This window comes from Enterococcus sp. DIV1368b, from assembly GCF_050529595.1.
Classification (GTDB): Bacteria; Bacillota; Bacilli; order Lactobacillales; family Enterococcaceae; genus Enterococcus_B; species Enterococcus_B mundtii.
Genome location: NZ_CP172883.1, coordinates 2,804,481 through 2,830,302, shown reverse-complemented (window position 1 = coordinate 2,830,302; position 25,822 = coordinate 2,804,481). Strand labels below are relative to the sequence as shown.

Annotated in this window: 27 protein-coding genes and 1 other RNA gene; 19 read left to right on the top strand and 9 right to left on the bottom strand. The window is 39.0% G+C overall.

Features of this window, described 5'->3' with window-relative positions; translation table 11 throughout:
* Window positions 1-152 precede the first annotated feature (152 nt).
* Window positions 153-500 carry a YtxH domain-containing protein gene (locus IGJ19_RS13055; RefSeq protein ID WP_010734189.1) on the bottom strand — a complete coding sequence of 116 codons (348 nt, stop codon included), beginning with the start codon at window positions 498-500 and terminating at the stop codon, window positions 153-155.
* Window positions 493-927 (bottom strand): HIT family protein, encoded by a 435-nt coding sequence (locus IGJ19_RS13050; RefSeq protein WP_071867707.1) that lies wholly within the window; start codon window positions 925-927, stop codon window positions 493-495. The genes IGJ19_RS13055 and IGJ19_RS13050 overlap by 8 nt, the downstream gene beginning before the upstream one ends.
* Window positions 928-1,062: 135 nt before the next feature.
* Between IGJ19_RS13050 and IGJ19_RS13045 the strand changes: the two genes are divergently transcribed.
* The 4 genes from IGJ19_RS13045 (at window position 1,063) to trmB (ending at window position 4,912) form a co-directional block, all read left to right on the top strand.
* Entirely contained in the window at window positions 1,063-1,800 is a 738-nt protein-coding gene (locus tag IGJ19_RS13045) for an ABC transporter ATP-binding protein (protein WP_010734191.1), read from the top strand.
* The gene (locus tag IGJ19_RS13040; protein WP_071867708.1) at window positions 1,793-3,004 is read left to right on the top strand and encodes an ABC transporter permease; all 1,212 of its coding nucleotides are present in this window, start codon (window positions 1,793-1,795) and stop codon (window positions 3,002-3,004) included. The genes IGJ19_RS13045 and IGJ19_RS13040 overlap by 8 nt, the downstream gene beginning before the upstream one ends.
* A 363-nt stretch (window positions 3,005-3,367) precedes the next feature.
* On the top strand, window positions 3,368-4,147 hold the full coding sequence (locus tag IGJ19_RS13035) for a phosphotransferase family protein (protein ID WP_071867709.1): 780 nt from the start codon (window positions 3,368-3,370) through the stop codon (window positions 4,145-4,147).
* A 114-nt stretch (window positions 4,148-4,261) separates the two neighbouring features.
* Entirely contained in the window at window positions 4,262-4,912 is a 651-nt protein-coding gene (trmB, locus tag IGJ19_RS13030; protein WP_071867710.1) for a tRNA (guanosine(46)-N7)-methyltransferase TrmB, read from the top strand.
* Between the two features lie 51 nt (window positions 4,913-4,963).
* Here the strand turns inward: trmB and ade are convergent, their stop codons facing one another.
* Window positions 4,964-6,703, bottom strand: coding sequence for an adenine deaminase (gene ade, locus IGJ19_RS13025; RefSeq protein WP_086335202.1), 1,740 nt, complete (start codon window positions 6,701-6,703; stop codon window positions 4,964-4,966).
* Window positions 6,704-6,833: 130 nt separating this feature from the next.
* On the opposite strand from ade, the gene comGA reads away from it, so the two are divergent.
* The 9 genes from comGA (at window position 6,834) to IGJ19_RS12980 (ending at window position 12,903) form a co-directional block, all read left to right on the top strand.
* Window positions 6,834-7,760 (top strand): competence type IV pilus ATPase ComGA, encoded by a 927-nt coding sequence (comGA, locus tag IGJ19_RS13020; protein ID WP_086335201.1) that lies wholly within the window; start codon window positions 6,834-6,836, stop codon window positions 7,758-7,760.
* Window positions 7,717-8,766 carry a competence type IV pilus assembly protein ComGB gene (gene comGB / locus IGJ19_RS13015; protein ID WP_430604195.1) on the top strand — a complete coding sequence of 350 codons (1,050 nt, stop codon included), beginning with the start codon at window positions 7,717-7,719 and terminating at the stop codon, window positions 8,764-8,766. Before comGA ends, comGB begins: the two co-directional genes overlap by 44 nt.
* A complete protein-coding gene (gene comGC / locus IGJ19_RS13010; RefSeq protein WP_430604194.1) occupies window positions 8,763-9,044 on the top strand; it encodes a competence type IV pilus major pilin ComGC in 282 nt (93 codons plus the stop codon). The genes comGB and comGC overlap by 4 nt, the downstream gene beginning before the upstream one ends.
* Window positions 9,025-9,492 (top strand): competence type IV pilus minor pilin ComGD, encoded by a 468-nt coding sequence (gene comGD / locus IGJ19_RS13005; RefSeq protein ID WP_081367463.1) that lies wholly within the window; start codon window positions 9,025-9,027, stop codon window positions 9,490-9,492. Before comGC ends, comGD begins: the two co-directional genes overlap by 20 nt.
* 58 nt (window positions 9,493-9,550) lie before the next feature.
* Entirely contained in the window at window positions 9,551-9,784 is a 234-nt protein-coding gene (locus tag IGJ19_RS13000) for a hypothetical protein (RefSeq protein WP_071867715.1), read from the top strand.
* Entirely contained in the window at window positions 9,768-10,193 is a 426-nt protein-coding gene (comGF, locus tag IGJ19_RS12995) for a competence type IV pilus minor pilin ComGF (protein WP_254905439.1), read from the top strand. The genes IGJ19_RS13000 and comGF overlap by 17 nt, the downstream gene beginning before the upstream one ends.
* Window positions 10,165-10,518: a competence type IV pilus minor pilin ComGG gene (gene comGG / locus IGJ19_RS12990; RefSeq protein ID WP_019722632.1), complete on the top strand. Its 354-nt coding sequence runs from the start codon at window positions 10,165-10,167 to the stop codon at window positions 10,516-10,518. The genes comGF and comGG overlap by 29 nt, the downstream gene beginning before the upstream one ends.
* 171 nt (window positions 10,519-10,689) lie before the next feature.
* A complete protein-coding gene (locus IGJ19_RS12985; RefSeq protein ID WP_161643452.1) occupies window positions 10,690-11,697 on the top strand; it encodes a class I SAM-dependent methyltransferase in 1,008 nt (335 codons plus the stop codon).
* 24 nt (window positions 11,698-11,721) lie between these two features.
* Entirely contained in the window at window positions 11,722-12,903 is a 1,182-nt protein-coding gene (locus tag IGJ19_RS12980) for an acetate/propionate family kinase (protein WP_062806107.1), read from the top strand.
* A gap of 234 nt (window positions 12,904-13,137) precedes the next feature.
* On the opposite strand, the gene IGJ19_RS12975 is transcribed toward IGJ19_RS12980, so the two are convergent.
* Together IGJ19_RS12975 and IGJ19_RS12970 are read right to left on the bottom strand one after the other, a co-directional pair.
* On the bottom strand, window positions 13,138-14,121 hold the full coding sequence (locus IGJ19_RS12975) for a LacI family DNA-binding transcriptional regulator (RefSeq protein ID WP_430604193.1): 984 nt from the start codon (window positions 14,119-14,121) through the stop codon (window positions 13,138-13,140).
* Between the two features lie 12 nt (window positions 14,122-14,133).
* Entirely contained in the window at window positions 14,134-15,612 is a 1,479-nt protein-coding gene (locus IGJ19_RS12970) for a sucrose-6-phosphate hydrolase (RefSeq protein WP_430604192.1), read from the bottom strand.
* A 230-nt stretch (window positions 15,613-15,842) separates the two neighbouring features.
* Here IGJ19_RS12970 and IGJ19_RS12965 point away from each other — a divergent pair, with 230 nt between their 5' ends.
* A complete protein-coding gene (locus IGJ19_RS12965; RefSeq protein WP_071867719.1) occupies window positions 15,843-17,792 on the top strand; it encodes a sucrose-specific PTS transporter subunit IIBC in 1,950 nt (649 codons plus the stop codon).
* 48 nt (window positions 17,793-17,840) lie between these two features.
* Here IGJ19_RS12965 and IGJ19_RS12960 read toward each other — a convergent pair whose 3' ends face one another.
* The 4 genes from IGJ19_RS12960 to IGJ19_RS12945 form a co-directional block, all read right to left on the bottom strand.
* Window positions 17,841-18,314 (bottom strand): universal stress protein, encoded by a 474-nt coding sequence (locus IGJ19_RS12960; protein ID WP_010734215.1) that lies wholly within the window; start codon window positions 18,312-18,314, stop codon window positions 17,841-17,843.
* Between the two features lie 71 nt (window positions 18,315-18,385).
* Window positions 18,386-18,673, bottom strand: a complete 288-nt coding sequence (locus tag IGJ19_RS12955) for a hypothetical protein (RefSeq protein WP_071867720.1) — start codon at window positions 18,671-18,673, stop codon at window positions 18,386-18,388.
* Between the two features lie 91 nt (window positions 18,674-18,764).
* Window positions 18,765-18,959, bottom strand: a non-coding RNA gene (gene ssrS, locus IGJ19_RS12950) — 6S RNA.
* A gap of 77 nt (window positions 18,960-19,036) precedes the next feature.
* The gene (locus tag IGJ19_RS12945; RefSeq protein WP_086335198.1) at window positions 19,037-20,317 is read right to left on the bottom strand and encodes a replication-associated recombination protein A; all 1,281 of its coding nucleotides are present in this window, start codon (window positions 20,315-20,317) and stop codon (window positions 19,037-19,039) included.
* A 206-nt stretch (window positions 20,318-20,523) separates the two neighbouring features.
* Here IGJ19_RS12945 and IGJ19_RS12940 point away from each other — a divergent pair, with 206 nt between their 5' ends.
* The 5 genes from IGJ19_RS12940 to IGJ19_RS12920 all read left to right on the top strand — a co-directional run bounded on the left by IGJ19_RS12940 (window position 20,524) and on the right by IGJ19_RS12920 (window position 25,816).
* A complete protein-coding gene (locus IGJ19_RS12940; protein WP_071867721.1) occupies window positions 20,524-21,192 on the top strand; it encodes a DNA-3-methyladenine glycosylase in 669 nt (222 codons plus the stop codon).
* The gene (locus IGJ19_RS12935) at window positions 21,161-21,649 is read left to right on the top strand and encodes a DUF3013 family protein (RefSeq protein WP_195514308.1); all 489 of its coding nucleotides are present in this window, start codon (window positions 21,161-21,163) and stop codon (window positions 21,647-21,649) included. Before IGJ19_RS12940 ends, IGJ19_RS12935 begins: the two co-directional genes overlap by 32 nt.
* Before the next feature lie 12 nt (window positions 21,650-21,661).
* Window positions 21,662-22,609, top strand: a complete 948-nt coding sequence (gene prmA / locus IGJ19_RS12930) for a 50S ribosomal protein L11 methyltransferase (RefSeq protein ID WP_071867722.1) — start codon at window positions 21,662-21,664, stop codon at window positions 22,607-22,609.
* Window positions 22,610-23,371: a 16S rRNA (uracil(1498)-N(3))-methyltransferase gene (locus IGJ19_RS12925; protein ID WP_086335195.1), complete on the top strand. Its 762-nt coding sequence runs from the start codon at window positions 22,610-22,612 to the stop codon at window positions 23,369-23,371.
* A gap of 231 nt (window positions 23,372-23,602) precedes the next feature.
* A complete protein-coding gene (locus tag IGJ19_RS12920) occupies window positions 23,603-25,816 on the top strand; it encodes a RelA/SpoT family protein (protein WP_071867724.1) in 2,214 nt (737 codons plus the stop codon).
* Window positions 25,817-25,822 lie beyond the last annotated feature (6 nt).

Sequence of the window (25,822 nt, the reverse complement as noted above, 5' to 3'; positions counted from 1 at the left end):
TGGTTTTCACAAATATTACTATACCATATCTATTAGCGAATAAAAACGTTCTGACTGATAGTTTCAAACAAAATTCAAATTTTTGTCACATTCCATACATCTAGGTACATGAAAAAGACATATAGTTATCAAAAGTGCTTGATTTTTGATCATTATTGCACGTCTGTCAAGCTTTCAGGTAAATGTGCCGAAAGTTTTTCTACTTGTTCTTGGATTTGTGTAACTCGTGGTTCTGCTTGGAATTTGAAATTTTCAAGGTCTTTTTCGATTGATTCTTGAAAAGGTGGAATAACAGTTTCAGCTGTTTTTTTTGTTTCAGATAACGCGTGTTTAAAATGATTTAAACTGTTATTTAATTCGTTGGTTAATTCAGTTGCTTCATCTAATTCTGCAATCAATTTCTCTCTGGTCTCATTTCCACTACGTGGTGCAAATAATAATCCTGCTGCTGCACCGGTAACAGCACCGAATACTAATCCTTTTAGAAAATTTTTAACCATGAAACGTCACCTGCTCTTTGATTTTTTCTTGGATAGCAGTCATTTCTTCCGTTGTATAATCTGCTTGATGGTTTCCAAAGTGAATGGAGAAGTCATCTTGTTTACTATAACGCGGAATTAAATGGATATGGGAATGAAAAACGGTTTGATAGGCTAGTTCTCGATTATTATTGATAATATTTAAACCTTCCATTTCCGGGAATGCTTTTTCGATGGAACGAGCAATTTTTGGGATACGGGCAAAGACATCACTGGCTAATTCCTCGTTGTAATCAAAGATATCAGTTACGTGTTCTTTAGGAATGATCAATGTGTGTCCTTTAGTTGATTGAGAGATATCTAAGAACGCATAGATTTTCTCGTCTTCATAGATTTTATAGCTAGGGATTTCTTGATTGATGATTTTACAAAAAATACAATTGTCCATATAAAAACACCTTTCTTTTATTCAAGTTTCGTTACCTCAACTTTAACATAAGTTCATGAGAATGCACGTAAAAAATAATTGGACGTGATTTGCTTCGTGGTATAATGAAGACAATATATTAACGGAGGAAGAAATATGAGTTTAAAAATCGAACATGTTACAGGTGGCTATGGTCATTTACCTGTTTTGAAAGATATCAGTTTTAACGTACAACCTGGAGAAATGGTTGGGTTGATTGGTTTGAATGGAGCAGGAAAAAGTACAACGATCAAGCATATTATCGGTTTGCTTGAACCAACGAAAGGTAAAATTGAAATCAATCAGTTATCTCTTAAAAAGGATGTAGAAAATTATCGTAAACAAATTGGTTATATTCCAGAAACTCCTTCATTATATGAAGAACTTACTTTAAAAGAACACATTGAGGTAACGGCGATGGCTTATAACATTCCAATGGATATCGCGATGAAACGGGCAGAAAAATTGTTACACACGTTTCGTTTGTCTAATCGTTTAGAGTGGTTTCCAGCGAATTTTTCAAAAGGGATGAAACAAAAAGTCATGATTTTGTGTGCTTTTTTGATTGAGCCATCTTTGTATATCATCGACGAGCCTTTTTTGGGTCTTGATCCATTAGCCATCAATGCTTTGTTGGAATTAATGGTTGAGATGAAAAATGAGGGGTCTGGTATTTTGATGTCTACGCATATTTTAGCCACTGCTGAAAAATATTGTGACCGTTTTGTTGTTCTTCATGAAGGAGAAATCAGAGCAGATGGCACGTTAGCAGAGTTGCAAACTGCTTTTAGAATGCCGGAAGCATCCCTAGATGAAATCTACATCGCATTGACGAAGGAGCAAGGTTATGAATGATTTTTTTCAAAAAAGACTAGCAAAACATCATAAAAAAATGATGAAATATTTACGCTATGTATTCAACGACCATTTTGTACTAGTCTGTTTATTTTTGATTGGGGGTCTAGGCCTTTATTATTCTAACTGGCTAAAAACACTCGAGGCTCCTTTTTCGATTGGAGGTATCATCGTTTCATTGATTTGGATGATTTGCTTGATCGTTGGAAAAATCGCGACTTTTGCGGAGCCAGCAGATTTAGTTTTTCTTTTACCGAAAGAAAAAGAAATGAAAGGCTATTTGCAACGAGCTTTTCGTTATTCTTGTATTTTTCCTATGGTTTTTCTAGGATTAGTGTGTGGATTTGCGATGCCGTTAGTTGTGGTTTCAACGCAACAACCATTTTCGCTGTTTTTTGTTTATCTACTTATACTATGGAGTTTGAAGTCTAGTCATTTACAAGTGAAGCGAGCAGATTTTTATCGTATGGAAGAAACGCGTAAAAACTTGTTTAAGTATGGTTGGTGGGTCTCGTCATTTGGTATCTTACTCCTCTCTTTTTATGGGAATATTTGGTTGGGCTTGATTCTTTCATCTATTCAAGCTGGGATCTATTATGTGTTCTTATGGAAAAAAATGTCCGCTCATTTAGACTGGGAAAAAATGATCCAATTAGAAAAACAACGTTTGCACCAAATCTATCAGTTCATTAATTTGTTTACAGATGTGCCAGAGATCACCGCAAAAGTCAAAAGGCGCCGTTATCTTGATCCGGTGTTACAAGGAATCAAGAAAGAAACGAAAAACACGTATCTTTATTTATTTGCTCGTCGCTTTGCTAGAGGATCAGACTTTATTGGCTTGTACGTACGTTTAACAGTGATTGGCTCGATCATTATCGCCGGAATCAACGATCTATACTTTACTTTAGGCATTGGATCATTATTTCTATATTTGATTGGCTTTCAATTATTACCTTTATATAGTCAGTTTCGCTATATGATCTTGGTCCAATTGTATCCTATCCAAGAGAGTCAAAAAAGTGGAGCACTCCAACGTCTTTTGACTTGGTTATTGACTTTTGTTGCTGTTTTATTTGGAGTGATCGCTGCTGTTGTTCTGGATGGGAATGAAAGATGGCTACCTATCTTGGTCTATCTTGTTGTCAACGGACTCTTAATCAAATGGTACGTGCCATCTCGGATCAAGAAGATTGCGGAGTAGCATTTGAAAAGTAAGTGGCTTGACTAGAAAAAGGAATCTTCTTGGCTCGGAATTCAGAAGTAACGTTTGAAGTGAGCTGAGAACCCTCACTTTTTTATGAGAAATAAATAGGAATTCTTGTAGGAAAGTTCGAAATCACTTTATGTTTTTTCGAACTTTCCTCTTTTTTTCCATGGACAAAAAAGAGTGTGCTAAACCTTATGAATAAGAAGAAATCACTAGGGACTTTTTTTATTTTGATAAAAGTTGGTTTTTTAGAGGGTAAAACATAGAAAAAGAACGTATATGTGCTTGACGTTCAAGACTTGGGCGACTAGAATAATAGATACTGCAAACATATAGTAGAGGACGGGAGAATGCGCGATGGAGTTTCAGTTAGACCAAGAGTGGCGGTTACGCCCCATCAAAGGTGACACAGGAAAAACATACATAGGCATGCGTGATAAAGACAAAGTTTTTATCAAGAGGAACACAACGCCAATGCTCGCTGCACTCTCTCGTGAAGGCATTACGCCGAAATTAGTGTGGACTAAGCGAACAGGAGATGGCGATACCTTGACCGCACAAGAATGGCTGGAAGGTCGCTTGTTGACGCCTAGTGAGATTGGCCAAAGAAATGATGTCATTGATGTACTGTACCATCTACATCATTCGACGTCTTTAAAAACAATGCTTTCTCGAATTGGTGGGAGGGTATTGACACCCCAGAAAATGCTGCAATATTATGAACAAGATTTGCCTGATAGCCTAAAAAACAATCAATTTTTACAACTCGTTTATCGCTATTTGTGCCAACAAATTCCTTCGGTGGACAAGGAAAAACTAGCGGTCGTGCATGGAGATGTCAATCATCGGAATTGGTTAGTCTGTAAAAATTATTTATATTTAGTTGATTGGGATTCAATCATGTTCGCTGATCCAGCGGTAGATATTGCGACTATTTTAGGGAATTACGTGCCATTGTCTAGTTGGAATAAGTGGTTGATCAGCTACGGTATCCGACCAACAGATGAAATTTTAGAAAAATTACATTGGTATGCGGTGATGAACCTATTACAAGAAATCACACGCTACTGCAAACGTGAAGATTATCGACGAATGAATGAAGAGATTTTACAACTTAAACGAATTTTTAGTGGTTAAGCTCGGCTATTCAGTTGATTTTTTTATTTTTAGGGGTAATACCAATAGCAATTTATAATAAATTCAGTGAAATACAAGGAACAATCTTTTGTAGGAATAGAGAGGAAGAAAAAGATGCGTGTTCGCAACCGACCAAATGCAGCAGAGATGTTAGCTGCTCATCCAGAAATCGTCATCAACGAGCCAACAAAATGGCGCGGAAAATGGAAAGAATTATTTGGTAATGATCAACCAATCCATATTGAGATCGGCATGGGAAAAGGACAGTTTATTACTGGGATGGCCAAAGCTCATCCAGAAATCAATTATATCGGGATTGAAATGCAAGTAAGTGTCGTGTCCATTGCTTTAGACAAAGTATTGGAGGAACCATTACCTAATTTAAGATTATTGCACGTGGACGGTTCCGCTTTGACTGAGTACTTTTCAGAGAATGAGATCGATCAGATTTATTTGAATTTTTCAGATCCATGGCCTAAAAAGAGACATGAGAAACGACGATTGACGTATCGTACATTTTTAGCTGTCGATGAAGAGATCTTAAAACCAAATGGTGAAATTCATTTCAAAACAGATAATCAAGGATTATTTGAATATTCGTTGGCTAGTTTTTCACAATACGGAATGCGGTTAAAAAAAGTCTGGCTTGATCTACATCAAAGTGACTTTGAGGACAATATCATGACAGAATATGAAGAGAAGTTTTCTTCTCGAGGACAACGGATCTATCGTGTAGAAGCGCAGTTTGTGGACAAAACCGAATAGAAAAAAGAAGAGAGTAGGAACTGTAAGTTCTTGTCTCTTCTTTTTTGTTTTTTAGTCTTTTTGGTCACAGACGGGAATCAAGGCAAATTTTGAAAAAGAGAAGAGTCCCATATCGGTGATTTTCAATTCAGGAATAACTGATAATGTTAAAAATGAAAGTGTCAAGAAAGGATCGAATGCTTCACTTGCGCCTAACTGATGCGCTTGGTCAGTCAAGTTCAGTAATTGCTGATTAACTGTTTCATAAGATTCGAGTGACATCAAACCGCCAATAGGTAATGGTAAACAAGCTAATTCAGTTTGTTGATCTACAACAATCATCCCACCGCCTTTTTTGATTAATTGTTCAGCAGCGTAGCACATATCTTCATCATTTGTTCCTACAACGACGATATTATGTGAATCGTGAGCCACAGTAGTAGCTAAGGCACCCCTTTTTAGTTGGAACCCTTTGACAATTCCTAGACCAATATTTCCTGTAGCATGATGTCGTTCGATGACAGCAATCTTTAGTTGATCATCTGCCACTGAAGGAGTGAAAGAACCATTATCGACTTGAACTTGCTCCAATAAATCGTTTGTCAACAAACTATTTGGAATGATCTCGATGACATGAGCGGTTGTTGAATCTAAAGCCAATGTCAATGAGTTTGGATCAAATGGTGCAACTGCCATTTTGGGTAACGCGTCAATCGCTGGCTGATTTTTTATTTCTGTAAGATCAGGAGCCAACTGTCCATCTGCCACAACCGTTTCTCCTTGATGGAACACGGTATTGATCGGCAACTTGTTCAAGTCATCTGTTAAGAAAAAGTCTGCCTGATAGCCTGGCGCAACTGCCCCTAAATGTTGTAAACCAAAACATTCTGCCGCATTCAATGAAGCCATCTGGATGGCTTGTAGTGGATCCATTCCCGCCAAGATTGCTTGACGAACGATATGATCAATTGAACCCTCTGCTACAAGATCATCGATCAATTTATCATCGGTCACGAATAAACAGCGACGTGAATTGTCAGGTGTGATAGCAGGTAAGAGTGCCTGTAGATCTTTTGCGACGGTTCCTTCTCGAACCATCAAATACATTCCTAGCGCTAAACGCTCCTCCGCTTCTTGGGCGGTCGTTGCTTCGTGGTCTGTACGAATGCCAGCAGTTAAATAAACGTTTAAGTCGTCCCCGTTGATTCCTGCGGCGTGGCCATCGATTTTTTTGTTCTTTTGATGCATCAGCTGTAATTTATCGATAATCGTTTGCTCATTTGAAGCGACTGCCTGATAGTTCATTACTTCAGCTAGACCAAGTACTTCAGGATACTCAAGAAAAGGAGCAAGTGCTTTTGCATCTAAGACAGCGCCACTTGTTTCAAATGGTGTGACAGGCACACAAGAAGGTAGCATGATGAATATATTCATCGGCGTCTCTTTTGCATCTGCCAGCATAAATTCAAGGCCCAAATTTCCGGCGACATTTCCGATTTCGTGAGGATCAGTTACTACTGTCGTCACACCATGTAATAGAGAGATTTTCGCAAACTCTTTAGGTGCTAACAGAGAACTTTCGATATGCACATGACCATCGATCAGACCAGGAACTAAATACTGTCCTTTTGCATCATAGATCGTCGTACCTTCGTATTCCCCAATACCTACGATTCTTTCGTCGCAGACAGCGACATCACCCTCCATGATTGTTTTCGTAAAGACGTTGACAATTTTTGCATGTTTGATAACTAAATCAGCGGGTTGTTTTTTTCCTGCAACTGCAATGTGTTTGTTTAAGTGCGAATCCACTCTGAAACCTCCCCAAATAAATTTTTACTAGTATAACATAAATTCGGATTTAACCCATGATTTTCATTAAATTTTGTAAAAATAAACGATTCATCTTAAAAAGACGTATATTTTCTTGGAGGGCAGAGAAATGAAGATAAAAGATTTAGCTAATGAGATCATTTGTGGAGGAGCTAAAAATAAAGTGCAAGATATCTATATTTTGCCATATGTAGAAGATTTTAAGGTTTATTTTCGTACAGGTAAAAGACGAACATTCCAAAAATCGATCTCCCTTGAGATTGGCCAACAATTGATCGCTAGTTTTAAGTACCTAGGACAAATGGATATCGGTGAAAGAAGAAAAGCACAACTAGGCTCACTGACTTATTTAGTGGATCAACGAAAGATAAGGCTAAGACTCTCATCAGTAGGTGATTATTTACAAAGAGAGAGCTTGGTTATCCGGATACTCTATGCGTTGAGGGAGAAAAGTTTTCGCTGTTTTGTCCCCAAAGACTTGCAAGTTATTGAGCGGAGTACGAACAACCGTGGATTATTTTTGTTTAGTGGGCCGGTCGGCTCTGGTAAAACGTCATTGATGTATCACCTTGCTCGTAGGAATGAAGAACAAGTAATCACGATCGAAGACCCAGTAGAAATTGAGGAGCCATTGTTTTTACAGTTACAAGTCAATGAAAAAATTGACCAGACTTATGATCAGCTATTAAAACTAGCCTTACGTCATCGTCCTGATTTATTGATTGTCGGTGAAATCAGAGATAAAAAGACAGCAGATGCAGCAATTCGAGCAGCATTGACGGGCCATCGTGTATTTGCTACGGTCCATGCACGAGATCTCAAGGGAACCTTGGCAAGGATGAAGGAACTAACGAACAACGATGGATTTGACGAATGTTTGTCCGGCATTGTCTATCAAGAGTTGCTGCCTGATTTCAATGAACAACCAACGGCATTGTGGTCTTATTGTTTTTCTGACAATGAAATCGAAAGAAAAGAATGGAGAGCTAGTTATGAAGAGGCACAAAAAAATGTTTGGCAATCCTATCCATTTTAAACCTATGGATCATACGCAACAAGCTCGTTTTATCCAAACGATCGGTGAATTACTCTTGAATGGCTTTAGTTTACAGCAAGCGATTGATTTATTGGAATTGCTTCGACTGATACCACAAGTTTATGTCCATTTCGCCAAAAGAAATCTTCAAGCTGGCGAATCTTTTCATTTTGTTCTTCAGCAATTGGGGTTTAAGCAAGAGCAACTCGTACAGGTGGAACTGGCAGAAGTCCATGGAAATTTAGTCGAAACTTTAAAGGGCATCGCTGAACAATTTCGATTGATTGAACAATTTCGGAAAGAATTAAAAAAGGTCATCAGCTATCCACTGGTATTGCTGGTCTTTTTAGTCGGCATTTTAGTTAGTCTACGTGAGTTCGTCTTGCCTCAATTGATTCAGTCCGATATGGTCACCACGACACATTGGGGGATTCGACTGCTTCAATCAAGTCATTGGCTATTCTTAGGTGCCTTTGGTAGTAGTATTTTTTGTGGTTCAGTGATTTTTTTCCGCTTGAAAAAGTGGGGAGTTGTCAAAAGAAGTGAGTGGATCAGTAAGCAATGGATGATTGGAAAGATCTATCGTTCCTATCAATCAGCTTATCTAGCGTTAGAAATAGGCAAACTATTTTATGAAGGCCTCGACTTGAAACAAATTATTCGCTGTTTGAAAGAAACTAAAGAAGGAAGTTTGGTCCAGTCTTTAGCGTATCAATTAATGGAAGGGCTCGAACTAGGTATTCCTTTAGCGCAACAATTTGAGCAATACCGTTTTTTGACGACCGAGTTTAGTCAAATCGTACTACAAGGAGAAGCTAAAGGGAATTTAGGCAAAGAATTGTTGTTTTACAGTGATCTGACACGTAAAGAATTTTTTCAAAAGATCCATCGTTGGTTGCACTGGGTCCAACCAGTCCTTTTCTTAGGGATTGCTGTATTGATTTTACTGATTTATGCGGCTATCTTGTTGCCAGTATATGGAAATATTGAGGAGGTCCTAATATGAAGAATAGAAAAAGAATGGCTCGTCTAAAAGGTTTTACACTTATTGAAATGTTGATTGTCTTACTCGTCATTAGTGCGTTGGTTTTACTATTTATCCCAAATATTTCTCGTTATCGTGATCATGTCAATAAGGAAGGTCGTGAAGCAGTCATGCAACTGATTGATGCTCAAAGTGAACTTTACGCATTACAAAACGAAGGGAAAATTCCAAGTATTGATGAGCTGTTACGAGAAGGATACATCAAACAGGAACATGCCGATGCGTATCGCAAGAACTAACAAATACCTCACCGAAGCTTACACTTTAGCAGAAACAATCATGGTCTTGATTGTCTCCCTTGCTTTTTTTATCTTTCCTGTCCTCTCATTCCATTCTTTAGAAAAAGAACAATCGATCCATCGTTTTTTTGATCAGTTGGAAAAAAGGATCGATCTCGTACAACAAAGTGCGATTATCCATCAACAAGCTACTCGTTTTTATTATGAACCAAAGCGCCATAGTCTTTTATTTGAGGTGCCTCCTTACTCATCAATGGAGTGGCAAGAGTTGCCGATCCCTGAAGCTTTGACCATCCAACGTCATGCACCGATTACTTATGCAGCGAAGACAGGGAACGAAAGCTCGTTGAAGGCATATGAATTTTATTGGCCAGAAAAGAAACAAAGAATCATTTACCAATTCCAACTAGGAGGTGGTCGTTATATCAAAAGAATCCAATCAAGCTAGCTTTGTATTGCTTGAATCGCTAACCGCGCTAATGATCACAGCCATGAGTATTTATATTATGAGTTCTGGTAATTTATTCTTGGTCCAACAAGAACAAACCAAAGACCGAGAAATTCTTCTGTTGAGGACATTGTATGAAGACGTGAGAAACTATCGTAGGTATGGAGAGTTGCCGACAAGACCAGCGGAGTGGGAGCAGGGAACTACAGTAATCGATACGCAAAGCCAGCAAATAAAGAAAGTTTCAATCAGTGATGGAAATGAAGTGATCGTCATTGAACGGAAAAAATAAAGTATCTGCTTTTACAATGATTGAATGTTTGATTGCGTTACTTATTCTAAATACGATTCTTTTATCATTTGGTCTCTTCATTCGACAAAGCGAAAAGATGAATACATTTTTTCAAAAAGACGAACAAACAGAATGGTTGATTTTCTTAGCTCAATTCGAAAACGAACTTGCTTCAAGTCAACGTATTTCGATCATTGAGAATCGCTTATATTATCAAAACGAGAAAACGTTCGTCATAGAAGGCTATCAGCAAATGATCAGAAAACGTGGAACTACTGGTGGTCATCAGCCTATGCTGACAGGTGTTACGCGTGTCCAATTCAAAGAAGAAGATCAAGTGATTTTACTGCATGTCGAATTTATGAATGGAGATAACAAGTATGGTATTTGGACAAAGCAAAAAACATAAGCGTTTAAAAGGGAATGTGTTGTTTTCGACCTTGGCACTTTTTCTATTGTGTATATTCTTCATGCAAGGCTTACTTGAAAGTTATCGTCTGAAAATAGACAGTTATTTACGCATCAAAAAATATTACCAAGCAAAGATCATCAAGCAAATGTTTATGATGGAATCCAATCAGTTGGAAGAGCAAGGCAAAGGGGAGTATGATTACAATGTAGGCACGGTCCAGTATACAGTCAAACAGGACCTAGTGGAGTTAGTAATAACTGTTTCACCTTTCCGATTTGAATTTACAGAGCGAGTCATTGATACAGATAATACTACAGATTAAGAGGTTCCAAAGCAATAACCGTTCTTTTCTGTAATACAGCTGTTTTGAAGGTGTTGAATGTTCGCTATTTCACAAAGAAAAAGGATGAAAACGATTGAAATTTTAGCGATTGTTCGTTAGAATTAAACAGGTAAAATAATTGTTATAATATATCTAGAAATGAGGCGCACGATGTTACCAGAAAAAATGGAACAAGGGTTTGAGCAAAACCTGGAAGCTATTCAGCTTTTACAAAACGCATTGGGAACTTCTTTTTTAGAAGCTTATGTTGAAAATGCCGAAAATTTAAGAGACAACTATCAAGTACGTGTAGTAGATGGTGTACCAAATGAAAAGACAACCCAACAGATCTCAGAGCTTTATCAAAAACTGAGTGAATTATCATTTGAACCGGAAGAGTGGCGTCGTTTATCGCAGTTACTTTTGTTAAAGGGAAGTCAAACCGAGCACTTACAAGCAAACCATCAATTGACACCAGATAGTATTGGTTTCTTGTTTGTTTTCTTGATTGAACAACTATTTCCTGATCATAAAGAAAAAATCGGTGTCTTGGATATTTCAGCAGGAATGGGCAATTTGTTATTAACAGTTCTTTTAAACCTAAACATTGCTGGATACCATACAGAAGGTTTTGGTGTGGATATCGATGATACACTACTGTCTGTTGCGGCTTCTACAAGTGAGTTGACGCAAGCGAGTGTTCAATACTTTCACCAAGATGGATTACAAGACTTATTGATCGAACCAGTTGATGTCACGATCAGTGACTTGCCAATCGGATTTTATCCGAATGATCAAAAAGCGCAAGACTTTTTGACAAGCGCGACAGAAGGTCACAGTTATGCTCATCATCTTTTATTGGAACAGGCAATGAAATACGTCAAGCCAGATGGTTTCGGTTTGTTCTTGATGCCAAGCAATTTCTTGGAGACAGAGCAAAGCGAGTACATTAAAAAATGGTTTAAAGAAGAAGGCTATCTTCAAGGTATGATCCAATTGCCGGATGAGTTGTTCCGAAATAAGCAATCACAAAAAAGTATTTTGATTTTACAGAAAAAAGGCGAACAAGCAAAACAAACCAAAGAAGTACTGCTTGTTAAACTTGATTCACTAAAAGAACCAGAGAAGGTGACGAAGTTTTTTAACGAATTTAAAAACTGGAAATCAGCTTCCTTATAACTATTTACCAAAAAGGAGAGTAACATGTCAAAAACAATTGCAATCAATGCTGGAAGTTCAAGTTTAAAATGGCAGTTATACCAAATGCCAGAAGAAACTGTAGTTGCTAAAGGAATCGTTGAAAGAATTGGATTAAATGATTCAATTTTTACAATCAAGTATGGTGAAGGCCAAAAATTTGAACAAATCTTAGATATTGATGATCATGAAGTTGCTGTAAAAATGTTATTGGATCAATTGATCGAATTAAATATTTTAGGCGCATATGATGAAATCACAGGTGTCGGACATCGTGTCGTTCACGGTGGAGAAACTTATGGTGACTCTGTAGTCATCGATGAAGAAGTAATGGCACGCATCCAAGAATTAGCAGAATTTGCACCATTGCATAATCCTGCCAACTTAATGGGAATCAAAGCATTTAAGAAAATTTTGCCAGATATCCAAAGTGTAGCTGTCTTTGATACGTCTTTCCATGCGACTATGCCGAAACACAATTACTTGTACAGCTTACCAATCGCTTACTACGAAGATTTTAAAGTGAGAAAATATGGGTTCCACGGAACAAGTCACCGTTATGTTTCTGAACGTGCGGCAGACATGTTAGGTAAGCCGATCGAAGACTTAAAAATCATTACTTGTCATTTAGGAAATGGTGCTTCGATTACTGCTGTTGACGGTGGTAAATCTGTTGATACATCAATGGGCTTCACGCCATTAGCTGGTGTAACGATGGGTACTCGTTCTGGTGATATCGATCCAGCGATCTTACCTTATCTAATGGAAAAATTATCGATCGATATCAATGAAATGGTTGATATCTTAAACAAAAAATCTGGTCTTTTAGGGTTAACAAATCTATCTAGTGATATGCGTGACCTTGAAAACAATTACGATAAAGAAGAGATCCGTTTGGCTTATGATGTATTTGTTGACCGTATCCGTAAATATATCGGTGGCTATGTAACAACAATGAACGGCGTTGACGCAATCGTATTTACTGCGGGTATCGGAGAAAACGATGGTCATGTGCGTAACGAAGTGATCAAAGGTATGACATGGTTTGGTTGTGAGATCGATCCAGAATTGAACAAATTACGTGGTGAAGAGTTAGACATCTCAACAAAAGACTCAAAAGTCAAAGTATTAGTCATCCCAACAGATGAAGAATTAATGATTGCACGTGATGTAGAACGCTTGCGTTAAGTTGCTTCAAATAAAGAAGTAATGGATGTTTGTCCGCGTGATTTGGATGACGCTAAGAAATTAGTCAGATTAACATAAGGGTTCTAAAAAAAGAGTTGGACATTGTCCAGCTCTTTTTGGTTTTTTGCCTAATTTAAATCAGCTGAACGAAGCTAGAAGCAACGCCTAAGAAAAGTATATCTTCTAGCTAATGGGAAAATAGAAGATATACTTTCATTCAAATCGCTGATTGTTTCATGTCGTGCTTCCTTGGATCAATTTCACTGGTAACACATAGTTGGATTCAAGTGGTTTCTCTGGATCTTGGATCCGTTGGAGTATTAGGTCGACTAAGATGTCAGCAATATCTGTAATTGGTTGTGCGATGGTCGAGAGCTGTGGGAAATAATTTTGAATCATTTTTGTTCCATCATACCCGATGATTTTTATTTCTTCAGGAATTTTAATATGCAACTCTTGACAGAGATTATAGGCTAAAATAGCAGTTAAATCGTCTGTACAAAATAAAGCATCAATTGTTTCCATTTCTAAAATCCGTTTGATCTCTAAATTTTTTAAAGCAGTTGAGCGGGCAGTAGAATGAAAATGAAACACGTGCGGCTCTAACTGGAATTCTTCCATAAATGCCAAATATCCATTCAATCGTTGATTGGTCGGTGAATTTGATTCTTGGGAGCCAGTTAAGATGGCAATGTTTCTGGCACCTTTTAAATAAAGGTTTTCGGTAGCTAAGTATCCACCGCGTAAATTGTCACTACTGATAATTGGAATGCCTTCTGCTAAATAGCGGTCGAAGGAGACAATGGGTAGTTCAATATTTTCGTATTCTTGGATACCCAGATTATGCGCTCCAGCAAGGATACCATCTACTTTGTTTGCAGCTAACATGTTGAGGTAGTTTCGTTCTTTTTCTTTATTGTTTGCACTATCGCATAATATTGAACGGTATCCTAAATCAAATAGCTTACTTTCTAATTGTTCGACTAATTCACCAAAGAAAGGGTTGGCAACTGTAGGAAAAATCAAGCCAATCAATTGGGTGTTTTTTCCTTGAAGAGAACGGGCCAATGAATTGGGTTGATAATTCAATTCTTTCATTGCTTGATTTACTTTATCGATTGTTTTTTGGCTCAATGAGCCGTAGTTATTGATGACACGTGATACAGTGGTTGGTGAGACTCCAGCCTTTTTGGCTACATCGGTTAATTTAACAACCATTTAACTTACCCTCTATTCATTCATTTTACGTAACTTCCAAAGCGTTCCTGAGAAGGCATGGTCACATTCGATCAAGAGTGTGGTCTGTTCGCTTGAAGGGAAAATTCGGGCAGTAGCCGTTTGTTTACCGTCATTGATAAAGATTTCGACTACAGAGATATCAACAAAGATTTGTAAAGACAAAGGTTCTTGTGAAATTGTAAATTCTCTTGTGACACCATAATCTTCTGCAAATACTTCTCCTGATAAGCTACGATCTATTTTCATTTTACCATGCCTGCGATCGAAAGAGAGGATCAATCCGTTATTTCCCATGGGATCACTACATAAATGAATTTTTCCACTTTGATTTTCTTTAAACTCTAAGTCGATTTCGTAGCGATTTTGCTCGGTATTTATCTGTGAGACTGATTGATTCAAAGAACATGGCGGCTCAATCCGTAATTGACTCATTTCTTTTACAGGACGTTGATGGAGTGTCCCATTTTCGATCGTCAACTCTTTGACGATACTTAAACAATGAGCCCAGCCAAATGGATCAGTCGGATAACTGATTTCAGGCAACCCGATCCAACTAACTGCTAAGGCACGACCATCAGGAGCGTTGAATGCTTGAGTAGCATAAAGATCAAAGCCTTCGTCAAGATTTTTAAGGGTTGAAGGTTGGGTAAGTTGATTCGTTTCGATGTCATAGGCTTCTCCGATGATGTAAGCATTCGGGTATATATTTTGATACTCCAAAATTGACTGTTCTAAGCCTTGTGGACAAAAGAGTAATAGCGCTTTTCCGTCAATGAATACTAAGTTAGGACACTCGATCATAAATCCCATCGATTGTTGCGTAAATTGTAAAGGACCTGCGTAAGACCAAGTGTCTAGATCGGGACTACGGTAAACTAAAATTTCCCCTTGTTTATTTTGATTTTGTGCACCCAACAATAACAAATATTCGTCTTTATAAAAAATCACTTGAGGATCTCGAAATTCTTGTGTATAGCCGTAAGGTGGCTTAGAAATCAGTGGGGTGGTTAATTTGGATAGTTCGCCATTAGGTTGCATCCATGCACCCAACTGATACGAAGTGCGTGCCCAATTTTCATCACGGACATTGCCTGTATAGGCCAAAAATAATTTGTCATTAACCGGAAGTGCTGAACCGGAATAGACGCCATGACTATCATATGATGTGCTGGGTAGAAGTTTCAATCCTTCCTCTTGCCAATCGACTAAATTCTTCGAAGTCAAGTGGTACCAAGATTTTAGCCCATGAACAGTGCCCATCGGATAAGCTTGGTAAAATAAGTACCATTTGCCGTTGAAAAAAGAAAAACCATTTGGGTCGTTCAACAAACCAGAAGGTGGTTGAATGTGGTAATCCAAACGCCAAGGAGAATGAGCTACTTGTTCCTTTAACAGTGTTTGATACTCTTGAGGCCACGCCTGATAAGCTTGATAACGTAGTTGACGTGTCCATTTAAAATTATTATTCATAAGTACGACTCCTTGTAAACGTATTCTATTATAGAATAGCTCGAACCAGCATCAATGTCAAACGTATATCATTATTGTTGTTTGTTTCATCATTCTCTCTAGTTATTTATTATAAAAGATAAGATTTATTTTTGATAAACGTTTGACAATTGTGAAGTGTCGTGGCATACTCAAGCTAGGATAACGGTTACAAAAAAATTGATGTTTAGATTATATAGGGGGGACAAAAAGTGGATTATAAAAAAGTGGCAAAAGAAATCAATGACGCACTAGGGGAAAATAATATCCAAGCTGCCGCACATTGTGCAACTCGTTTGCGTTTAGTATTAAAAGATCAAGCGAAAGTGAATCAAAAGGCACTAGATGCCATTGATGAAGTAAAAGGAACCTTTGAAGCAAACCATCAATTCCAAATCATTATAGGCGCAGGTGATGTGAATAACGTTTACGACGAACTTATCCAGCTGACCGGTACAAAAGAAGCGTCGACTGACGATTTGAAAGCGGTAGCACAATCAGGGAAGAAACAGAATCCTTTTATGTCCTTGATCAAAGTACTGTCTGATATCTTCGTACCAATTGTTCCTGCTTTAGTCGCAGGTGGGTTATTGATGGCAATCAATAATGTTTTGACCGCACAAGATCTATTCGGACCACAATCAGTGATTGAGATGTATCCTAATTTAAAAGATGTGACTAGCATTATTAATTTACTGGCTTCTGCTCCATTTGCATTTCTCCCGATCCTAGTAGGTTTTTCAGCAACGCGAAGATTTGGTGGCAATCCTTATCTAGGAGCAGCAATGGCAATGGCGATGGTGATGCCGGAGCTGGTCAATGGGTACAGCGTAGCAAATGCTGTGGCAGAAGGAACAATGCCTTATTGGAATATTTTTGGGTTAAACATTGCTCAAGCAGGTTACCAAGGATCGGTCTTACCAGTTTTAGCTGTTTCATGGATTTTGGCGAATTTAGAGAAATTCTTCCATAAACGTTTACTTAATGCATTTGATTATACATTTACACCGATGTTAGCCATTATCATTACAGGTTTTTTGACATTCGTTGTGGTTGGTCCAGTGATGCAAGCAGTCGGAGACAGCTTAACAGCAGGGTTGAGTTGGTTGTATCAAACAACTGGAGCAATCGGCTTAGGGATTTTTGGTTTGTTCTATTCACCAATCGTGATCACTGGTCTTCATCAAAGTTTTCCAGCAATTGAAACATCTTTATTGGCTGATGTGGCTCGAACGGGAGGAACATTTATTTTCCCAGTTGCTTCAATGGCAAACGTTGGACAGGGGGCAGCCACACTTGCCATCATGTTATTGACTAAAAATACAAAGCAAAAAAGTTTAGCAACTTCTGCTAGCATCTCTGCTTTACTAGGAATTACAGAGCCAGCAATTTTTGGTGTCAATCTAAAATTAAAGTTTCCATTTATTTGTGGAATGATTGCTGCCGGGATCTCCTCCATGTTCATCGGTTTTTTCCATGTACTTGCTATTGCTTTAGGTCCCGCCAGCGTCATCGGCTTTATTTCAATTACGCCTAATCAGATTCCTTTTTTCATGATAGGTATCCTGATCAGTTTACTCGTTGGTTTCACTACAACATATCTTTATGGAAAAAAACACGCATACCTACTTGCTAGTGAAGAACCGGAAACAGCAGATGTACCGAGTGTTGCAAAAGAGGAGGAACGTGTGATAGAAGAAGTGATCGTCGCTCCTGTTTCTGGTAAACTGATATCACTGCAGACAGTGGAAGATCCTGTATTTTCTAAAGAGATGATGGGGAAAGGAATAGCAATCAGACCAACGGAAGGACTTTTATTTGCTCCAGCCGATGGTGAACTGACTGTTGTTTATGAATCGAAACATGCCTATGGGTTGAAAACAGATGCTGGTGGAGAAATTTTGATCCATATAGGTATTGATACAGTTGAATTAAATGGTCAAGGGTTTTCGACAGAATTTCAGGTAGGAGATAAGGTAAAGAAAGGCCAGCTGTTGGGAAGATTTGATCAGCAAAAGCTCAAGCAGGCCGGTTATGATGATACGGTAATGGTGATTATTACCAATTCTTTGTCGTATGAATCAATTACTCCTGTTACAGAAGGCACAGTAGATAGCAAAGAAAGATTGCTCATGCTACGTTCAAAGACAGAATCTAACTAATAAAAAGCATTGAGAAATAAAAATTTCTCAATGCTTTTTATGAAATAATCACTTATCTTCTTTTTTTGGTAATTGATTTTCTAAGTTTGTACGTACGACTAGAACATCACATGCTGCATTGCGAATAACGTATTCTGAAACAGAACCGATAAATAGACGTTCGACTGCGTTGAGTCCAGTTGCACCTAAAAGGATCAAGTCCACTTCATGGTCTTCAGGGATTTCTTTAGCAATGATATGCTTTGGAGAACCGTATTCTACCACAGTTGTCACTTGATGTAATCCAGCTTTTTTAGCTTTCATCTCATAATCGGCTAGTGTTTGCTTGGCCATTTCTGTTGCTTGTTCTGCCAACATGCCATCAAAGGATGAAACAGTTTGGAAAGATCGTGTGTCAATGACATGAGCTAATAAAAGCTCGCTGTTATTTCTTAAAGCAACGTTTACTGCTTTTTTAAACGCTAATTCGGCTTCTTCAGAACCGTCGACCGCAACCATGATTTTTCTATATTGTTGTAACATCAGCATTCACTCCTTCAAAAAAGATACTTGGTTTACAATTCTATTGTAAAGCAAATTCAAAGAAATGAGAATTATTTACTGTCAGGTTTCGTCATTTTTTTGGCAAAACCGATGCTGAAGACAGAGGCAACAACGATTACGATGACTAAATAAAGTAATGCAAAAAACCGATGATTGATTGCTACGACAACGAGTCCTAGAAGTCCTAAAAACGCGTAGATCGAACCGAAAATACTTAGAAAATCTTGATTCTTTTTATTCTGTTCGATAAGAACGAAAAAAATCGTTTGTTTTTTAAATAAGTAATAACTGACAAATAATAGCAATAAGGCTGCAATCGCCATCAATAAACGAATCATTGTATCCACTCCTACTTTTTCTAAAACCAATCATACCATAAAAGAGGCAGCACCGATAAATCGGTACTGCCTCTTAATAGGTAAAAAAATGGTAATCTCCGTTAATGCCGTTGTTTGTCCTGTAGTATTGATCCCGCGAATTCAAGCAGGTGGGTCCCATGGTCGTCGCATCGAACTACCAAATGATAAGGCATGTTACCAGCTGTGACACAAGACAGGTCCCAAGATATCAATAAAAATGTTCGGTCAACACACAAAGAGGACAATTCGAACATCACAGATTTCCCACTTCTATAGTAGCACATGGATTTAAAAAGAGCAATGTGGGCGCTCAATAATTTTGAACGCTTTCAATGACGGTAGTTATTGTGTTTTTTTCTGCCATTCTTTAATGCGCTGATATTGCTGTCCTAAGGCTTGTTCGTACTTCCCAGTATTTTTAGGTTGATAATACTGTGTATGTTTCAGTTTATCAGGTAGATATTGTTGATCGACCCAAGCATTTTCGTAGCTATGAGGATATTGATAGTCTACACCTCGATTCAATGACTTGGCACCTTGATAATGGCTATCTTTTAAGTGATCAGGAACTTCGCCCGCTTTTCCTGCTCTTATGTCTGCAATGGCTGTATCTAATGCGGTATAGGCAGAATTTGATTTGGGTGAAAGGCAAAGATCGACGACTGCATCAGCTAAAGGGATACGTCCTTCTGGTAAACCTAAACGTTCGGCAGCTAGCACAGCGTTGACTGTTCGAGCCGCAGCAGCAGGGTTGCCTAACCCAATATCTTCGTAACCGATCACCATCAAGCGACGACAAATACTTGCTAAATCCCCAGCTTCGACTAAACGTGCCAAGTAGTGTAATGCAGCATCCACGTCGCTCCCACGAATGGATTTTTGAAAGGCGGAGATCACATCATAGTGAGCATCCCCATTTTTATCATGCGTCAATGCTTTTCGCTGGATACACTCTTCAACAATAGCAAGGGTGAGATGAATTGTGCCGTCTTCTTGCTTTTTAGTGGAACGTACAGCAAGTTCCAAGCCATTAAGTGCGCTTCTCAAATCGCCGTTAGTGGCGCGAGATAAATGAAGCAAGGCATTTTCATCTATTTTGATGGATGATTCTCCTAAGCCATTTTCTTTATCGGACAATGCACGATGAATGGCTAATTGGATATCTTCTTCGTCTAACGGTTTTACCTCAAAGATCTGTGTCCGACTACGGATTGCTGGATTAATAGTGATATAAGGATTTTCAGTGGTTGCCCCAATCAAGATGATACGTCCGTTTTCTAAATGCGGAAGTAAAAAATCTTGCTTTGTTTTATCTAATCGATGGACTTCATCAAGTAAAAGAATCACAGTACCGCTCATTCTAGCTTCTTCGGCGACAACTTGTAGATCTTTTTTAGAATCAGTCGCGGCATTCAACATCCGAAAGGCAAAATTAGTTGAGCCAGCAATGGCACTAGCGATACTTGTCTTTCCTGTGCCGGGTGGTCCATATAAAATCATGGAAGATAACATTTCTGCATCAACCATACGGCGAATGATCTTACCTTCACCAACTAAATGGCGTTGGCCAACGACTTCATCGATATTTTTCGGACGCATCCGATAGGCTAATGGTTGTTGCATCAGTCTGCCTCCTTTGGATTATTCGTTCGTTTATTATAACATATCTCATAGGATAAAGGGGCGCAAAAGGCGGAGGAATCGTCAGAATAGGGCGAGAAGCTAGAAATAGGTTTCTCTAGCTCAGCAATGGCAATCGCCAACTTTCTGACCCGCTTTTTTCATAGCTTCTTTGCCTAATATTGTGTATGATAAAGGTGGTGAAGCAAATGACAAATCAAAAACAATTAGATGAACTTTTATTAAATAAAACAACGGCAGAAGTGGCAAAAGATTTACTAGGAATGTATCTGGAATATGAAACACCAAATGGGCGCTTAGGTGGCTATATCGTAGATGCAGAAGCTTACTTAGGTCCGGAAGATCTGGCTGCTCACAGTTATGGTATGCGGCGTACGCCTCGAGTGCGTGCAATGTATGAAGAACCAGGAACAATCTATCTCTACACAATGCACACCCACTTGATCTTAAATATCATCACACAACCCGAAGGAGTACCACAAGGGGTGATGATCCGGGCCATTGAGCCGGTTGAAGGGATTGAGAAAATGAGCCTGAATCGCAAAGGGAAGGCGGGTCCTGATATTAGTAATGGTCCGGGGAAATTAGTGGCAGCCTTAGGTCTATCACCAGATTTATATGGACAGTCGATTCGTGATAGCTCGTTGCGTTTGGTTTTTGAGAAAAAACGGCTACCAAAAAAAATATTGGCGTTGCCTAGAATCGGTATACCGAATAAAGGAGAATGGACGGAAAAACCATTGCGTTTTGTCGTTGCTGGAAATCCGTATCTTTCATTACAAAAAAAGAACCAAGTCGATGAAGACTGGGGTTGGAGGAAACAAAATGAAGAAAACAACAATATTGGATTACCTTGATACAGCCATTGAAAAGAAGATCACAGATTATGATGTGGCGTTAGATTGGGACACAAAAAACCATACGATTGAGATTGTGGTACGTTTATTTGCAGAAAATCAAGCGCATTTTGAATTAGATGATGCCCAAGGGGTTGTCTCGGAAGAAGAAATCATTGAATTTGAAGATGGTGTTTTACTATTCAACCCAGAAAAATCTACATTTGATGAGCAAGATTACCTGGCAGTGATCCCTTATGAAGGAAAGAAAGGGTTAGCGAGTTCTGTAGCCGAGGCACTGATTGACTACTTGAATGATGTATTAGCACAAGGTCAAAGTGATCTTTTAGATTTTTTAGATGCAGAAGACGAAACAGCTGTCTTTGAATTGAAATGGGACAACCATGTGTTCACACGTTTAGTCGAAGAAAAACAACAAAATGAAAAAGATGGATATCTACCCTATCCCAGCTATTAAGGAGCAACGTATATGAAATGGAATGAAGTCAAAATCGAAACGGCGAGTGAAGCGGTTGAAGCAGTCGCAAATATTTTAATGGAAGCAGGAGCGAGTGGTGTCGCGATCGAAGATTCATTGGACGTCGAAAATTTTAAATCTGATCCTTATGGAGAAATCCTGACAAAAGAAGATTTTACAACGATTGAAGAGGGTGCCATCGTGATGGCTTATTTCCCTGAAACGATCTTTTTACCGGAAATTTTACCTTTTATCAAAGAACGTGTGACAAAATTACCCGAATTTGGATTAGCGATCGGTAAGAACATTGTGACGGTGAGTGAAGTCGAAGAAAGCAATTGGGCAACGGCTTGGAAAAAATATTATCATCCGGTTCGGATCACACGTTTACTAACTGTCGTACCAAGTTGGGAAAGTTACCAAACGTCTGATCCATTAGAAAAAATCATTACATTAGATCCAGGGATGGCGTTTGGAACAGGTACGCATCCAACGACTTCTTTGACATTACAAGCACTGGAGTCGACCTTGCGAGGTGGAGAAACGGTTTTAGATGTCGGTACTGGTTCTGGAGTGTTGAGTATTGCGGCGAAGCATTTAGGGGCAAAAGAAGTCTATGCGTATGATCTCGATGAAGTGGCAGTACGTTCAGCAAAAGAAAATATGGATCTAAATGAAGTAGCCAAAGATGTGCATGTGTCGGCCAATGACCTATTAAAAGGTATTGAGATCGAGAGTGATGTGATCGTAGCTAATATTTTGGCTGATATCATTTTGTTGATGATCCCTGATGCGTGGCGTTTACTAAAACAAACTGGGACGTTGATCGTTTCTGGAATCATTGAAGAGAAGAAAGAAATGGTTCTCGCAGCGATGGAAGAACAAGGTTTTGTTGTCGATCAAGTGTTCCAACAAAAAGATTGGTATGCCATTATGCTAAAAAAACCTGAGGTGGATTAAATGCAACGATATTTTCTAGATGAACCTTATCGACCACAAGAACGTTTTGTAATAGAAGGTGAAGCCTATCACCATATGGTAAGAGTCATGCGAATGGCAGTGAAAGATCAGGTCTATTTAGCATTTAACGACCAAATCGCGATCATTGCAGAAATCAATGAAATGAACGAGAATGAAGTTTTCTTAGTCGAAGTGGCGAAAGAAAGTGTTCAAAAAGAATTACCCTGCAAGTTCACGATTGCTAGCGGATATCCTAAAGGGGATAAGTTGGATTGGATCGTACAAAAAGGGACAGAGCTAGGCGCTCACGGGTTTGTGGGATTTCCTGCTGCGGCTTCTGTCGTCAAATGGGATGCCAAAAAACGCAAAAAGCGACAAGAACGATTGGTCAAGATTGCACAGGAAGCGGCGGAACAGTCGCATCGCCAAGTCGTCCCGCAAGTATCTTTAATGGAGACAGAAAAGGAATTTTATGAGACGCTCAGTTCGTATGATGTCCTTCTGATTGCATATGAAGAATCAGCAAAACAAGGGGAAGCCGCTAATTTAGCCAAAATACTTCAATCTGTTTTACCAGGTACTCGGATCCTTGCAGTGTTTGGCCCAGAAGGCGGATTATCTCCACAAGAAGTCGCTCATTTTGAATCACAAGGTGGCATTCTTTGTGGTCTTGGTCCAAGAATCCTACGAACAGAAACTGCACCATTGTATTTGCTAAGTGCCGCCAGTTTTCAGCTTGAATTACAAGCACCTAGCAAGTAATAGGTGAGTGAATCGTTAGGGATAACGATTCTCTCCAAAACAAATGAATGACTTTTTCTGTTTTCTTGATCCCTCAAAGTGAAGGGGGCATTTTTCCTTTTGTACGGAATTGAAAATCATTGACACAATCGGTATAATAAGAACAATTATTTAATCCTAAGCTATAAAAAAATGCTTTCTCACGATAAAAAATATCTGTTTTGATTATGAATAGAAAGGGGGATGTTTCCCATGCCAAAAGAAGAAATATTAACAGGGCCTGACGTCATTAAGATGGTTAGCCAATACATGGGACCTGAACATGTCGCTTTTGTGCAAAAAGCATGTGACTACGCGACCACTGCCCACGAAGGACAGTTTCGTAAATCAGGAGAACCTTATATCATCCATCCGATCCAAGTTGCAGGGATTCTTGCAGATCTCCGAATGGACCCCCACACGGTTGCCACTGGTTTTTTACATGATGTGGTAGAAGATACAGAAGTAACCTTAGAAGATTTAAGAGAAGCCTTCGGGAACGACGTGGCAATGTTGGTGGACGGAGTGACGAAGTTAGGGAAAATCAAATATAAATCCCACGAAGAACAACTAGCGGAAAATCACCGCAAAATGTTATTAGCTATGGCTCAAGATTTACGTGTAATCATGGTGAAGTTAGCCGATCGTTTACATAACATGCGTACGTTAAAGCATTTGCGGGAAGATAAGCAACGACGCATTGCGCAAGAAACATTGGAGATATACGCACCGCTTGCTCATCGTTTAGGGATCAGTCGAATCAAATGGGAATTAGAGGATACGGCGCTGCGTTATCTCAATCCAAAGCAATATTATCGAATCGTCCACTTGATGCAAACAAAACGAGAAGAACGTGAAAATTATGTCAGTGGTACAGTGGAGGATATCCGTTTAGCAACGGAAGAATTGGGGATTTTTGCAGAGATCTATGGCCGTCCGAAGCACATCTATTCGATTTACCGTAAGATGAAAGATCAAAAGAAGCAGTTCAATGAAATCTATGATCTACTAGCGATTCGAGTGATCGTAGATTCGATCAAGGATTGTTATGCAGTACTAGGCGCGATCCATACGAAATGGAAACCCATGCCAGGTAGATTCAAAGATTATATCGCGATGCCTAAAGCGAATATGTATCAATCGTTGCATACAACTGTTATCGGACCAGCAGGCAACCCTGTCGAGATCCAGATCCGAACCCAAGAAATGCACGAAATCGCTGAGTTTGGGGTAGCTGCTCACTGGGCGTATAAAGAAGGAAAAGGCGACAAAGTTGAACCTGATGGGATGACAAAACAGTTAAGTTGGTTCCATGAGATCATCGAATTGCAAGATGAAAGTTACGATGCTTCTGAATTCATGGAGGGAGTGAAGGGCGATATCTTTAGTGATAAAGTCTATGTGTTCACTCCAAAAGGCGATGTGACTGAGCTTCCTAAAGGATCAGGACCGTTAGACTTTGCTTATAGCATCCATACAGATATCGGGAACAAAACGACTGGTGCTAAAATCAATGGGAAAATGGTCCAATTAGATTACAAATTGAAGAATGGTGATATTATCGAGATTCTGACTTCGCCAAATTCATTTGGACCAAGTCGTGATTGGCTGAAATTAGTAGCTACTAGTAAAGCGAGAAATAAAATCAAGCGTTTCTTCAAAGGACAAGATCGAGACGAGAATGTGACGAAGGGTCATGAAGCTTTAGTGAAGTGTATTACAGATCTTGGCTTTGTACCAAAGGAGATCCTTTCAAAAAATAAATTACATGACGCATTAGAACGTTTGAATTTCCAAACAGAAGAAGACATGTATGCCGCGATTGGTTATGGCGAAGTAAGTCCATTGACGATGGCTAATCGCTTGACTGAAAAAGAGCGGAAAGAACAAAAAATCGAGCAACAAAAACAAGAAGCAGAAGAGTTGATGAATCAACCTAAAAAAGAGCCTGAAAAAATGAAGGTTCGTCATGAAGGTGGCGTCGTCATCCAAGGTGTTGAAAACTTGTTGATCCGGATCAGCCGTTGTTGTAATCCTGTACCAGGGGATGACATCGTGGGCTATATCACCAAAGGACGTGGTATCTCGATCCATCGCAAAGACTGTCCGAATGTCCAACCGGATAAACCAAATGTGGAAGAACGGTTGATCGACGTTGAATGGGAAGACACTTCAAATACGAACAAAGAGTATGATGCTGATTTAGAGATCTATGGCTATAATCGTTCTGGCATGTTAAATGACGTCTTGCAGACAGTGAATGCGATGACTAAAAATTTGAACAGTGTCGAAGCACGAACGAATAAAGACAAAATGGCGACGATCCATTTGACAGTAGGGATACGCAACTTGTCACACTTGAAAAGTATTGTCGATAAAATCAAGACCGTACCGGATGTATATAGCGTACGCCGGATGAATGGCTAGGAGGTA